Annotated in this window: 15 protein-coding genes and 1 pseudogene; 1 reads left to right on the plus strand and 15 read right to left on the minus strand. The window is 70.0% G+C overall.

Features of this window, described 5'->3' with window-relative positions:
- Window positions 1-151 (plus strand): annotated as a pseudogene (locus tag F615_RS20075) (IS5/IS1182 family transposase); the annotation flags it as partial.
- A gap of 136 nt (window positions 152-287) precedes the next feature.
- Here F615_RS20075 and F615_RS0116215 read toward each other — a convergent pair.
- From F615_RS0116215 to F615_RS0116285, 15 genes are all read right to left on the minus strand, one after another.
- Window positions 288-1,034: a DUF5131 family protein gene (locus F615_RS0116215; RefSeq protein WP_019562217.1), complete on the minus strand. Its 747-nt coding sequence runs from the start codon at window positions 1,032-1,034 to the stop codon at window positions 288-290.
- A 15-nt stretch (window positions 1,035-1,049) separates the two neighbouring features.
- Window positions 1,050-1,385: a helix-turn-helix domain-containing protein gene (locus tag F615_RS0116220; RefSeq protein WP_019562218.1), complete on the minus strand. Its 336-nt coding sequence runs from the start codon at window positions 1,383-1,385 to the stop codon at window positions 1,050-1,052.
- An 81-nt stretch (window positions 1,386-1,466) separates the two neighbouring features.
- Window positions 1,467-1,940, minus strand: a complete 474-nt coding sequence (locus F615_RS0116225) for a lysozyme (protein ID WP_019562219.1) — start codon at window positions 1,938-1,940, stop codon at window positions 1,467-1,469.
- Window positions 1,925-2,419, minus strand: a complete 495-nt coding sequence (locus F615_RS0116230; RefSeq protein WP_019562220.1) for an HNH endonuclease signature motif containing protein — start codon at window positions 2,417-2,419, stop codon at window positions 1,925-1,927. Before F615_RS0116230 ends, F615_RS0116225 begins: the two co-directional genes overlap by 16 nt.
- On the minus strand, window positions 2,419-2,895 hold the full coding sequence (locus F615_RS0116235) for a hypothetical protein (RefSeq protein ID WP_019562221.1): 477 nt from the start codon (window positions 2,893-2,895) through the stop codon (window positions 2,419-2,421). The genes F615_RS0116230 and F615_RS0116235 overlap by 1 nt, the downstream gene beginning before the upstream one ends.
- Window positions 2,892-3,194, minus strand: a complete 303-nt coding sequence (locus F615_RS0116240) for a DUF6127 family protein (RefSeq protein WP_019562222.1) — start codon at window positions 3,192-3,194, stop codon at window positions 2,892-2,894. The genes F615_RS0116235 and F615_RS0116240 overlap by 4 nt, the downstream gene beginning before the upstream one ends.
- A gap of 66 nt (window positions 3,195-3,260) precedes the next feature.
- The gene (locus F615_RS0116245) at window positions 3,261-3,611 is read right to left on the minus strand and encodes a DUF2793 domain-containing protein (protein WP_019562223.1); all 351 of its coding nucleotides are present in this window, start codon (window positions 3,609-3,611) and stop codon (window positions 3,261-3,263) included.
- Window positions 3,612-3,623: 12 nt separating this feature from the next.
- Entirely contained in the window at window positions 3,624-4,214 is a 591-nt protein-coding gene (locus tag F615_RS0116250; protein ID WP_019562224.1) for a glycosyltransferase family protein, read from the minus strand.
- Window positions 4,214-6,487, minus strand: coding sequence for a phage tail protein (locus F615_RS0116255; protein ID WP_019562225.1), 2,274 nt, complete (start codon window positions 6,485-6,487; stop codon window positions 4,214-4,216). The genes F615_RS0116250 and F615_RS0116255 overlap by 1 nt, the downstream gene beginning before the upstream one ends.
- Window positions 6,487-6,696, minus strand: a complete 210-nt coding sequence (locus tag F615_RS0116260) for a hypothetical protein (RefSeq protein ID WP_019562226.1) — start codon at window positions 6,694-6,696, stop codon at window positions 6,487-6,489. Before F615_RS0116260 ends, F615_RS0116255 begins: the two co-directional genes overlap by 1 nt.
- Window positions 6,693-6,920, minus strand: coding sequence for a hypothetical protein (locus F615_RS0116265; protein ID WP_019562227.1), 228 nt, complete (start codon window positions 6,918-6,920; stop codon window positions 6,693-6,695). The genes F615_RS0116260 and F615_RS0116265 overlap by 4 nt, the downstream gene beginning before the upstream one ends.
- 16 nt (window positions 6,921-6,936) lie before the next feature.
- The gene (locus F615_RS0116270; RefSeq protein WP_019562228.1) at window positions 6,937-7,722 is read right to left on the minus strand and encodes a phage BR0599 family protein; all 786 of its coding nucleotides are present in this window, start codon (window positions 7,720-7,722) and stop codon (window positions 6,937-6,939) included.
- A gap of 2 nt (window positions 7,723-7,724) precedes the next feature.
- Complete coding sequence (locus F615_RS0116275) at window positions 7,725-9,290, minus strand: hypothetical protein (RefSeq protein WP_019562229.1); 1,566 nt, start codon at window positions 9,288-9,290, stop codon at window positions 7,725-7,727.
- The gene (locus tag F615_RS0116280; protein ID WP_019562230.1) at window positions 9,287-10,357 is read right to left on the minus strand and encodes a hypothetical protein; all 1,071 of its coding nucleotides are present in this window, start codon (window positions 10,355-10,357) and stop codon (window positions 9,287-9,289) included. The genes F615_RS0116275 and F615_RS0116280 overlap by 4 nt, the downstream gene beginning before the upstream one ends.
- A gap of 2 nt (window positions 10,358-10,359) precedes the next feature.
- Window positions 10,360-12,864, minus strand: a 2,505-nt coding sequence (locus F615_RS0116285; protein ID WP_019562231.1) for a tail protein, incomplete at its 5' end; no start/stop codon positions are given.

Genomic DNA, 12,864 nt, shown 5'->3' on the forward strand with positions numbered 1-12,864 from the left:
GCACCCGTTTCATGTGCTCAAGCGCCTGTGGGGCTTTGCCAAGGTGCGCTACCGAGGCCTGGCCAAGAACGCCAACCGCGCCTTCACGGCGCTGGCGATGGTCAACCTGTACATGGCCGCACGGCGCGTGCCGGCATTGGTGCGCCCGTAATGGGCCCATCATGGCCCGGGCGGGCGCCGAAGGGCCCGCCAGTAAGGCCCTCGAGGCCGTAGAACGCGCCAAAAACGCTCCGTTTCGCCCCGCGCAGGACAATCTCGCCGCGGCGCGGGGCTTGATCAGCGTTTCCCTAAGCGCAAGTCATCGCTTCCGGGTACTCGTCCCACGTGCGGCCCCGGAAGATGCGGCCGTTTGCCTTCTTGTGGCGCTTGACACCGTCGGCACCCCAGCCGCCCCATTGCTTGAAAAAGAATGCCGCACCAGCAGCCTCGGCCTGGGCCTGTACGTTCGCCACCCATTCTTCTCGCATCGGCCGGGCTTTGTGCCCGGACTCGCCACCGACGATGACCCAGTGAATGTCGCGCAGGTCGATTCGTCCGAGGTCTTCCAGCAGCGGCTCGACGGACAAGAATCGAATATGCGCATCTACCTTGCGCAGGTGTGCGATGCGCGGAACACCGTACTTCTTGTCTTCGACCGACACTCCAAGCCAAACATTTCTCGGGCAGGCACGGCGAGCAAAGTACTCCGGTAACCGTTCCGCGCGCTTGGTGAGGATCTGGTACGTGTGGTGAGGGGTACGCTCGATGATCGAGAACACACGATCCAGGAAGGCGTCCGGAACGGCCTCGTGGAACAGATCGCTCATGCTGTTGACGAAGTACGTTGTCGGCTTTTTGCGCAGCAGGGGCTGTTCGAGCCGGGTCTCATGCAACGTGAGCTTGAACCCGTTCTCGTAGCCGGGCGCGCCCATGGCGTGGAGCCGGCGCGCCATCACTTCCGCGTAGCAGTTCTTGCACCCCGGTGAAACCTTGGTGCAACCGGTGGTTGGGTTCCACGTCTGCTCAGTCCACTCGATGGTCGATTGAGTCGCCACGTCAGCCTCCAGTGATCATTGAGGCGCAGCACGCGTAACGCGAGTCTGCGCGTGTTCGGACACAAAGGCATCCACCAACCGAGATAGCGCCAAGCGCGCCTGCCGCAGGTCGGGGTCCGCCAGGGCGGCGCGAATGCGTTCTGCCAGTTGGTCGGCGGTGGGGGCGTCTTCCGCGTTTGCCGCATGCACCAGCTGCATGCACTGCTCGATCACTCGGATCGGTGGGCTTGCCTTGCCGCTCTCGTAGCGGCTCACCGAGGACTGTTTCACGCCCAGGAAGGCAGCGAACTCCTTCTGGCTGCGCCCGTTGCGAGCAGCTTTGACCAGTTCTCCAACGCTGGTGATCGCCATTGCCTTAGCCGTTGATGCGTTAAGAGCATAATCTATCATGTCAATGCACGTAGCGCATACACGGCCATGCTCCCGGATCTGTTACCCGTGCACGAGAAGACGCGCCTCGGCTTCCCGTCGAGCAACAAGTCCTGGCAATACCCTCCCACCGCCGTACACCCACCGGCGAAGTTCAGCGGCGGCGGCTGACCAATCCCGCTGGTTGACCCGACGGCGTAGGGTCGACGTTTGCAGACGGCCCGCTCCCAAGTTGAAGGCGAAGTCGGTTATCGCGATCAGCCTCCCCTCCGACTCCGCGGCCAGCACCGGGCAGTAGCGCAACGTGGCGGCGAGCGCCACCTTCAGATCCTGGGCGAGGTAGGCCTCGGCCTCGCCTTCCGTGATCGGCGGCTGCTTGGGGTCGCACAGATGCCCGTAGCCGATCGTCGGATAGCCGGCCGGACAGATGTACGGATAGGCGCGGTTGGGATCGTGCTTTGGAACGCGGTGAAAGCCTTCGAAGCGTTTCGCAAGCTCGATCGCTTGAGGCGGCACGCGAATCACACGTGCGTCCATGTCGCGCCTGCCTTGATCATGCCGACGGTCGATTTGCCGATACCGTAGTCTTTGGCGATGCGCCGATGACTGCGGACGTCGGCACGAACCCGCGCTACCAAAGCCTCGTCGAGCCTGGCTTTGGGGTGTCTGCTTCCGCGCGGCGGGTTGTCTCGGAGCTTGTTGCGCATGTCCCGAAGGTTCTCCGCCTGCGTACCGACGAAGAGATGCTGCGGGTTGACGCAACCGGGGTTGTCGCAGCGATGACACACCACCAGCCCGGGAGAAAGGTCACCGAAGACCAGGCGATAGGCGATGCGATGCGCCAATTGGATGCGCCCGTCGTCATCGGCGATCTTGCCGTAGCCTCCCTCCTTGGTCGATGCGAGCCATTGCCAGCATTCATGCGGGGCGCGCACCTCGACCTTTTCCCAGAAGCGCTCTGCAAGCGGTCGGTGCTTGCGGCTCCACGACCGCACAGTCTCGTCCGACCGCCCCATCACCGCAGCCCCTTTTCCAGCGTGCGATTGAGGAACCAGTAGTTCAGGATGCCCGCAAGCAAGGCCTGATCCGCTTCCGACCAAGCTGCGAGCAACGCCGGCCCGAACCCCACGCCCGACTGAACCGAGCCGACGAAGGTCGAGAGCTTCACCCCGGCATACATCAGCACGAAGAGGTAGGTGACCACGGGCCTGACCGTGGTGGACAGCGCATCGGCCCACTTCACGCCCGAGGTTCGGCCCTGCGCGGCGACCGCCTCGCGCAGTGCCTCGACGGCGCCGGTGTTCCAGGCAGCATCCGCCCCGGCGCCGATCTCGGCCATGCGCTGCGCGCCGCGCAGCTTCTCGAACTCCAGCGCCTTGTCCTGCATGGCGAGTTCATGGCTGCGCTCGCCCTTGCGGTCCAGCCACTTGAGAACCTCGGGCGCCAAGCGGAAGGCTCCGCCCAGGAGGCCACCGAGCAAGGTCTCGATCATTGGCCACCTCCCATCAGCTTGAGCTTGATGGCGGCCCCGACCAGCAGTGCGGCGAGGATGGCGGTCGTCAGCAACTTGATGGTGGTCTGCCAGGCGGTCTTGCGCGCGTCGCGCCACGCCTCCAGCAGATCGCGCAGCTCGCGGAGGTCGCGGGCGGCGTGGCCGTTCTCGAGGCCGAGGTGCGCGAGCACCCGCTCGGCCCCGCGCTCGGAGGCACGGTCGAGCAGGTCTTCGAAGTCCTCGCGGCGCAGGAGCAGCATGTTCTCGACGAGGGCGGGGGCTTGGGTCGGTTCAGTCATGGGCGGTCTCCAAAAACGACGAACCCGCCACGCGGGCGGGTTCGGGGGTGACGGCGGGGTGTGGAGTCAGACGGAAATGCCGGTACTCCAGCCGCCCGCCTTGTAGACGGCGAGCCTGTCCTCGGCGGCAATAAAGGCGAGCCAGCCGACCTTGGGCGCGTGGTACTCCCAGGCGCCGTTGATCCGCACCGCGATCTGGTCGGTCCTGCCGGCCCAGGCGCCGGTGGCACCGGCCGGCACGATGTAGCGCTCGCCCTCGGCGGGACTGGCGGGCGGCGCGGCCGTAGTGCGGCTCGTCACCGACAGGCCCACGATGGCGCCCAGGCGCTTCAGGTTCGCGTCCATCTCGGTGTGCCAGCCGGACTCGCCCAGCGTCCAGCCGTAGGCGAGGCCCAGGTTCGGATCGGTCAATGGCATCGGTTCATCTCCTCAAGATGTCGAAAGACTCGGCAGTGCCCCCAAAGCCGTGCTGCGCCCGCGGCGGTGGTGCTGGTTCGGGTGCTGCCGCCAGTGGCGCTCGACGAGGGGCAGGTGCAGCACGCCGCCACGCCTGGCCACGAGGCGGGTGAGCAACCAGTCGGCGCCGGCGTCGAGATCGGCGATGCGTGTCAGCACCGGCTCGACGGCGCTTCGGCGCATCACGATCAGGCCGTGGACGTGGCTGGCCGAGTGGGCGTGCTGGAAGGCGCTGTAGGCCAGTCGCCGCACGCCGACGGGGCGGCCTTGCTCGTCGATCAGTGCCTCGTCGGTGTAGGCCAGCACCGCCGACGGACAGGCATCGAGGGCATCGGCCAGCAATGCGAAGGCGCCGGCCTCATAGCGGTCGTCGGGATCGACGAAGGACACGAGCGGCAAGGTCCCTCGCGCGAAGCCCGCCGCGCGGGCCCTCCCGACACGCCCCGGGATGCCGGGCAGCAGGTGCAGGCGGATCGGCGCGCCGGCGAGGCTGGCGATGCAGGCCTCGCGCCATTCGGTCGGCTCATCGAGCGTCAAGAGGTGCACGTCGATGCGCGCGCTCATCACACCCCGCCCCAGTACTGCCCCCAGCGCAAGCCGTAGCCGGCGCGCTCGACGGTGCGCACCTGCGCCTGCCAGCTCACGAGTCCGTCGCACTCGGCCTCGATCTCGACGGTGACGCGGTCGCCCGCGACGCCGGCGTCCAGGGCGGCACTGGCCACGTCCCAGGTCCAGGTGTTGCCGGTGAGGCCAGTCTCGCTGCGCACGAGGGTGCCGTTGCGGTCACGGAGGCGCACGCCGTAGGTCGTGCCCGGTTCGGGGCCGATGCCCCCCTCGTCCTGGTGCACGAGGTAGGCGGTCTGCAGGGTGCGGTCGCGGTGTGCCCAGGTGAGGGTGAGGTCGCCGGCGACCACGGCCGGTTCGCGCTGGCCGTTGAGCCGGATGCGCCCCGGCGGATACGGCCGCGCCTGGCGGCCCGCGAGCACGAGGGGCGCACCGTTGGCAGCCAGCACCGCATCCCCTTCGGCGCTGGCCGTGCGCGGGATGGCGGCGACGAAGACCGACTCGCCCGGCGCGCGCTCGATGGTCTCGGCGGCGAGCCACTCGCCCACGCCCACCAGCCGCGTGCCGGCCGCGTGGGCCTGCGGCGTGGTGTCGAGCACCCCGCGGGCGAGATCCACCGTGCCCGCGGTGGCATCGAAGGCGAGGATCGCCACGGCTTCGCGGATCGCGTCGCCGGCGTCGACCAGGTAGGCGTAGTCGCCGACCGCCAGGCGCTCGGGCTGGGCCATGGCCGTCACCGGCACGGCCAGCGCATCGGATTCGGTGGCCGGCAGCGCCTGGCCGAGCGTGAGCAAGGGCGCGTAGTCTTCCGGGGCTACCGCCTCGAGCTCACCGCTCGCGGTCCCGGTGGCGAGCTGCCAGTTCAACTGCCCCGTGCCGCCCGCACAGGCCAGGGCCCCCACGTAGGTGTCGGTGTCGGTGAGGGTGGCGAGGTCGGCCCGGCTCAGGCGCCGCGCGAGTTCCCAGTAGGGCACCTCGAGGGCCAGCACCAGGGCTGGCGGCAGCGGTTCGAGCGGCGGCTCCTCGAGGCGCGGTGGGGTGGGCGTGAGCACGGTCTGGCCCATGCCGAAGACGTCCTCCACGGCCTCGATGCGCCATTCGGTGGCGCCCAGCGTGCCGGTGTCGATGCCGGTCACGCGCACCACCATGCGCTCGATGCCGAGGCGTGGCCAATGCAGCAGGAACACGTCCCCCGGCAGGGGCGGACGCTCCAGGGCGCCGGGGGCGACGGTGAGCGTCATGCGCGCCAGCGGCGAGCCGAGTGCGCGCAGGTCGCGCAGCGCGAGCCGTGCGGCCAGCGGCCCGTGGTTCACGCCCGGATAGTCGCGCCGCTGGTTGATCACGCCGCCTTGCAGTTGGATCGCGGCGAGGTTTTGCACCGTGACGGTGGCTTCCTTGCCGGTGGCCCAGTCGGTGTAGACCACGGTGATCTCGTTGGGCAACTCGCCCCACTGCGCGCGCTCGAAGCGCTCCATGCGCACGATCTCGTCGGGGCCCAGAAGCGGCAGGCCCTCGATCCAGTAATCGTCGCGCAGGAGCTTGAGCTCGAAGCGGCCCCGTTCGGGGTCGAGGTAGAGGATGCCGCCGACGTGGTCGAGCACCTGGGCGATGAAGGCCTCGATCGGCTGCTGGCGCGTCCAGACCAGGTTCAGGCCGAAGCCTTCGGCTTCGAGCGCCCAGGCCGCGTTCCAGAAGCTTGCGCCGAGGGTGGACGGCGGATAGCCCATGCCCCAGTGCGGGTCGGTGAGGCACTGCACCAGGATGTGGGCCGGGTTCATGCCGACGGTGAGAGAGGTGCCGGTGTCGGCATCCCAGGTCCGCACCTCGGCGTTCCAGGGCATCCAGGGTTCGTCGTGCCAGCCCGCCGTGAAGCGCCGCACCCGCACCGCCCAGGGCTTGAGGTAGGGGTTGTTCGCGGCGAACAGGATCTTGCGTGCCACGATCGACAACACCCCGCGAAACGCCGGGATGGCCGCGCCCAGGCGGCTCATCAGGTAGTCGTTGCGGCCTTGCGTCGCATCGCCGCTGAGCACATCCACCTCACCCACCACGCCGCCTTCGCGTTCGTCGCCGCCGAAGAGCGTGGGCTTGTGGATCGAGAGCCGCCCCAGCCCATGGCCGATCGCCAGCGGCGCGCGGCTCGCATCGCCCCAGGCGGTGCGCTCGCCGACCTGGATCTCCTGCACCGCATCCACCGGCCCCTGGCACAGCACCAGGTGCATGCCGATGCGGTAGCGGTAGCCGACGGTCTGCTTCTTGCGGCGGCCGCCCATCAGCGCGGCTCCTCATGGCAGGCCTGCGCGACCTCGACCACGCGTGCGGCCATCGCATCCCCGGTGGCGAGCAAGCTCGAGGCGGGCAGCCCCCGGGCGAGGAAGGCCCGGAAGTCCAGGCCTTGGCGCGCGAACCAGGTGCGCGTGCCGTGCACGCAGAGCCCCGCGGCGCGCACGTGGGCGATGGTGACGAGGACGTCGGCGCTCATTTCTTGCCGCCCTTCTTCTTGATCGGTTCGGCCTCCAGGTCGCCGTACCACACGACGTTCGCCCCGCGCAGCAGCACCGCGCCGAAGACGACCGGGATCGGTCGGCCCTCCTCGGCCGTGGGCGCGTCGAGGTCGGAGAGTTCGGCGGGTTTCGGGGCGGGCGGCTTGGGCGCGAGGGCGACGGAGACCAGCGCCGCCACGACGATGACGACCAGGTACCACATGGGAGGATCTGTGCGTTCAGAAGACGCCCGTCGAGAACGGGTTCTTCGTCGGAATGAAGGGGAAGCCGCCGTAGTTGGCGAGGTTGTCAAAGCGCGCGGCGCAGGTGGACACGCTGTGATCGCAGCCGGCCACGAGGTCGACGGGCGTCTGCGGCGCAAGCCCCACCGGGTAGAGCAGTTCCACGCCTGCGGTCGATTCGCTCACGATCATGTGGCGCGCGCCTGCCGGCGTCTGCAACCAGCCGCCGGCGAGCATGCCGGCCACCTCGGGCGGCAGGCTCGCCAGTTCCACCTGGCGGCCTTCGGAGCGGATCACTTCGGCGGTGGCCAGAATCGGCGTCGCCCCGCACGCGGCGGAATACAACACGTGCGAGCAGGCACGGCTGTACAGGCGCCGCAGGCCGATGCGCTTCAAGCTCACCTGGGCGGACTCGCAGCGGATGCGCGCAGAGTCATCGGCCACCTCCACCCCGAGCACGCGGCCCATCCAGCGCGTGCCGGAAAGCCACCAGGCATCACCCCAGGCGTCACGTCGGGCGATACGCAGTCGCACCGCGGTCGCCTCGCCGGTGAGGGTCGCTTGCAGCAGATGCCGCACCAGCGCGTGGTTGGGTGGCAGCCTCAACTCCAGCGCTGACTTGGCCGCCTCGGCGCCGAGCGCCAGCGCGCTGCGCTCGAGGGGGCAGCGCTCGTAGCGCTCCCCGCCGATCTCCACGTCGAACTCGTGCGGGGTGAGCCGGAAGCTGCCGCTCGTGCCCTCGAACACGTAGAGCTCGACCTCGAACAGGGGGCTCTCGCTCATGGTCAGGACGGGGTGTACGTGATGAGATCGTTGCCGCGCGGCTCGGGCAGCCGGCGCAGGGTCAGGGGCATCTCGACCAGCTCGGGGGTGTGCCAGTGGAACTCCACCGCGTCGTGGTCGAGCCGGCAGCGGGCCAGACGCAGGACGCGGCTGCCGGCCGGGACGGGGGCTTCGAGCCCGGAGCGCAGCACCAGCACGCTGCAGCCGTCGCTGTCGCGATGGCAGGTGGCGGTGAGCACATGCTGGCGCTGGCCGTCGGGATGCACGATCAGCGCGCCCGCCGGACGGTGCCAGAAGGCCGAGAGGTCCTCACCTGTGACGCGCAGGAAGCCGTCTTCTCCATCGGCCTCACGCGTCACGCGCAACACCGGCGCCAGACCGTCGGGCAGCCAACAGGCACCGAGCCGCCCCTGGGCGCGGTACAGCCGCGCGCGCCACCGTGTGATGTCTTCACGCCCGGCAGCCAGAAACCGGCGCTGGAAGGTCGTCGTCGGCCACGGGTCGTCACGGCGGACCCAAGGGTCTGCGGGTGAGAGGTCCTGCCGGGTGACCACGCCCTGCGCCGTGACGGAAGGGTCGTCGCGCCAGTTGCCATCGGGCCAGACGGGCAGGCCGTCGAGCCAGGGATCGTCGAGCAGCCCTTCGTCGGGCAGCGGCTCGAAGGCGACCTGTGCGGTGACGCTGCCGGCAATGATGCCCGGCACCCACTGCGCGAACTCGGCCGGCTCCACCGCGAGGCCCTCGACCAGGGGCAGGACGGTCGCGCCCGCGGGGACGGCCCGCGCCAGCGGCTCGGTGAGCCACAGTCGATCCGGCTCCACCTCGGTGAGCGCCAGCACCTGCCAGCCGTCCGGGGCCATCAGCAGCGCGAAGCGCCGATCCGCAGGCCAGTGCAGGCCGTCTTCCTCCAGGCGCAGCTCTGCGGCGGCCGGCGCAAAGCCCGCTTCATCCACCGGCGTCACCGCCAACGCCCGTGCGCCGGTGTCCGCCGCCGAGGTCAGCCTCGCCACGTGCTGCGGCAGCGGCCACCACGCGAGCCGGCCCAGATGGTCGGCCAGCCACTCGGCCACCAGCGCGTCGCTCGCGCGCCCGTGGCCCACGCGGTAGGTCAGGAAGCGCCGCGGCACGCGTCGCAGGCCCTGTCTCGCCTCGTTGCCCGAGGCGAGCCGTGCCACGCCGGTGGCCCATTGCAAGCGCTCGACCAGGGGCTCGGCCCAGTCGTGGCGGAAGGCGAACACCCCGCGCTGGGCCTCGGGCCAGGGCGTCTCGCCGAAGGCGTCCATCGCTTCTGTGACCATCGCCGCCGCGGCGGTATCGCGGCGCAACACCTCGACCCAGAAGGCCGGGGCGTGCAGCGGCGGCGCGGGCTCGGCCAACGTCTCGGCCCACAGCGTCGAGAGATGGGGGGTCGGCAGCGGCTGGGCCGAGGTCTCGGCCAGCGCCGTGGCGGCCAGCGCCCCGAAGGCCGCGCGCGAGATCGCCTCGGCCCGTTGCTCGACAACGCTCACCCCCGGCGTGGGTTGGCCACCGACCTCGGCCACCACCTCAGGCAAGACCCGATCCGTCATGCCGACTCCAGCCCGAACTCGGCGGCGTTGAAGGCGCCTTCCGTCCACTGGACGTTGCCGTTCGGGTTGCGCTCGAACAGCGCCGTGTGCCAGGCCAGTTGCTCTTGCAGATTGATGTCGGTGCTCACGGCGGTCTGCGCGCCGCTCGCCACGAGCCCACGCACGCGGCCGGTGCCCGCATCCGTCTTGCGCGCGAGCAGGGTCACCTGCACGCCGTGGATCGCCGGGGTGGTCATCACGGGCAGCGCCTCGACGTCGAACGTCTGGCGCAGGCCCGCCGTGGCCGCGCGCAGCGCCGTCGTCTCATCGCCGTCGCTCACCGCAGCCCAAGCGGGCAGTCCCGCGGGCTCGACCGTCCATTGGTTCAGTGCCCCAGACGCTTGCGGCTTCAGCGCATCCACCCGCACGTCGCCGAGGAAGGTGTTGTTGATCGTGCCCGAGGTGTCCGCGAGATAGAGGTCGTCCACATCGACGGTGACCGGGCAGGGTTGGCCCGGCACGCTGCCTGCAAAGGCGGTGAGCAGCGGCCCGCCGCCCTGGGTGGTGTTCTGCGCCGACAGGGTGATCGCGAGCACGCCGTTGAGGCGCACGTTCAACGTGCCGTTGCTCGTGCCTTGCACGACCTGCAGTTCGACGTAGTGCCACCCCCGCACGGCCGCCGTCGTGACCGAGGTCGAGATCAACTGGTCCCAGCCGCTCATCCCCGATCCCGTCCGCCGGTAGAGCTTGAGCCGGCCGTCCTCGCCGATGCGCACGAGGTGCGTCACCTGCGCGGTGGTGTCGCGCACGCCGAGCAGCACCGGCTCCTCGCCGGTGTTCTCGAACGACGCCACGCGCACAGCGGCACCGACGATGAGGCTGGTGCGCCCGGTCTCCAGGTTCTTGACGTAGCCGCCGCCGGCACCTGCCGGCAGACGCAAGGCGTAGGACGAGGGTCGCCGGCCCTGGATGCGCGTGGCCTGCGGCGACAGATACGCCGCCTTGCCGCGCGCGAGCCACGGATCGCCGAAGGGGTCGAGTGCCTGCGGGTCGTAGTGATCGAAACCGTCGATGAACAGCAAGGCCATGGCTATCCCTGGAGCGCCGCGCGCACCGCGCGCGCGTTGCGCCCGATGATGTTGAGGATCACCCGCTCGCCGGCGGGGGTCTGCAGGTGGTCGTGGGTGACGCCCGGGTCGATGGCGTTGACGATGCGCACGGCCTGTTGCACCTGCGGCTGCGCAGGCGGCACGTTCACTTGCGGCACCAGGCCGCCGGCGGCCAAGGCCAGGCGCTGGCCGTCCCACGCGGGCGGGGCCTTGAGGCCATTCAAGGCATCCAGAAACGCCACGCCCACGCGCTTGACCGCTGCCGCGCGCACCACGTACTCGCCGGCCGACAGCCGCGCCGGGATCGAATCCGAGGTCGAGGTGCCGGGGCCGGTGACATAGCCGCCCACAGCGAACTTCTTGACCTTGCCCATCAGCGCCATGACGGCGGCCACCATCGCCGCCATCGCCGCGAGCGCCAGCCCCGGCCCCACGACGGGAATCGCGGCCTGGGAGGCGGCCGCGCCTGACCCGGCCTCGGCGGCATTGGCGCTGACCTTGGCCGCCGTCTCGGCCTGCTTGGTGGCCACCGACTGGGCGGCCGCGGCCTGCTCGATGGCCGCTTCTTGCTGGGCAAAGCCCAGCTTCATCGCCAGCATCCGCGCCTGCATCGCCACCCACTGCTGGAAGGGCTGGATGACCAGGTGCTGCAGGAAGGCCTCCGAGATGCTGCGGAAGATGTCGAACAACCCCTCGCGCAACGTCTGCGCCCCACTGACGATGCCCTGCACGGCCTGCCCGAACCCTTCGCCGATGCGGTTCCACACCGGCGCGAGTTCGTCGGTCACGAGCCGCGTGCGCTCCAGCTCGTTGCGCCAGGCCTGCACGCGGATCACGGCTTCCGGCCCGATCGCCTGCGCGGCCTGCTGCATCGCAGACAAGAGCCGCTGCATCTCGGCAGCCGATTGCTGTTGCAAGGCCACGATCTGCTGCCGGGCCTGGGCTTCGGTGAGCAAGCCGGCCTGCTGCTGGGTCTGGATCGCCTCCTGGGCGTTCCTCAGGCGCTCGGTGACGAGGCGCCACTGGGCTTCGAGCGCAGCGAGGTTGGCCTGCGCGGCCTTCACATCGATCAGCCGGTCGATGAGCGAGACGCCCGCGGCGTCACTCTCGGCGGCCAGGCGCGCGCGCAGATCCCGATAACTGCGCTCGATGGCCGCTCGCCGGTCGGCGTCGGTGGCCGTGCCGGTGAGTTGGGCCAGCTCCTCGCGCGCGGCGGCCAGGGCATCGGCCAGTTCCCGCTCGGCCCGGGCGGCGGCGCGGGCGTTGGCCTGCTCGATGTCGGCGCGGCGGTCGCTGAGGACGATGAGGTCGGCCTCGAGCTTGGCGATCTCCGCTTTGGCTCGCAGGCGGTCCGATTCTGATGCGCGCGGGTTGGTCGCGACGGCTTGGCTAGCTGCGAGTGCCAGCCGGCGACGGGCGATCTCGGCGTCGAGTTCGCGCTGCTCCAGCGCAGTCTTGCGGCCGTGGTAGTCGCGCACCGACAGCAGCCGGTCTTCCAGTGCTTGATCGAGCGCGCGCTGTTGGCGCTCGAGGCCGTCTTTGAGCAGGGCGAACTCGGCGTCCATCTGCGCCTTGCGCAGGGCCGCCAGGGCGCTGGCGGCCTCGCGGGCCTTGCCCGGAGCCGTGAGCCGTTGCAGCAACGCCGGGTCGGCCTGCACCTTGGGCGCCTGCACCTCGATGGGCTTGGGGTCGAAGAGGCTGTCCCGGAACTCGGCCAGTTCGTCCAGGCGCCGCACGAGGCTGCCCTTGAGTTCGGCGATGATGGCCTTGGCCCCGGCGGTGTTGCCTTGCAGGGCCTGCACGGCCGCGGCCACGCCGGCACCGATCGCCTCGCCCAGGGCGACGAAGGCCTTGCCGACCGTGGCGGCACCCAGCGCCAGGGTCTTGAGCACCAGCACGACGCCGTCCAGGATCGCGCGCAAGGCACCGCCCTGCTTGGCCGACTCGACCATCCCGCCGGCCATCTCGTTCAGGGCCGGCAGGAACGCCTCGATCACCCGGTTGGCCAGACTCGTCGCGGCGAGCCGCAGCTTGGCCAGCGAGTCGTTGAACACCTCGGCCTGCGCGGCGGTGTCGCCGCCGATCTGCACGCCGAGCGCTTCCATCTCGCCGGTCAATGCCGCGATGCCTTCGCGTCCCTGGTTCAGGAAGGGGATGAGCTCCGCGCCGCTCTTGCCGAACAGTTGCACCGCCAGCGCCGACTTCTGCGCCCCGTCGGGCATGGCCTGGAGGCGGTCGGCCAGATCGAGCAGCACCGCATCGGTCGCGCGCAGCGTGCCGTCCTGGTTCTTGAACTCCACACCCAGCGCTTTGAGGCGCCGGGCGGACTCCTCCGAGCCCGTGGCCGCCTCGAACATCGTGGTGGCGAGCTTCTTGAGCCCCGTCTCGAAGGTCTGCGCCGAGACACCGGACAGTTCCGCCGCCGGCACCAGGGTAGAGAGCGACTCCACCGTGATGCCCACGCGCTGCGAGAGCTTGTTGAGGGC

It is taken from the genome of Caldimonas manganoxidans ATCC BAA-369, from assembly GCF_000381125.1.
Taxonomy (GTDB): Bacteria; Pseudomonadota; Gammaproteobacteria; order Burkholderiales; family Burkholderiaceae_C; genus Caldimonas; species Caldimonas manganoxidans.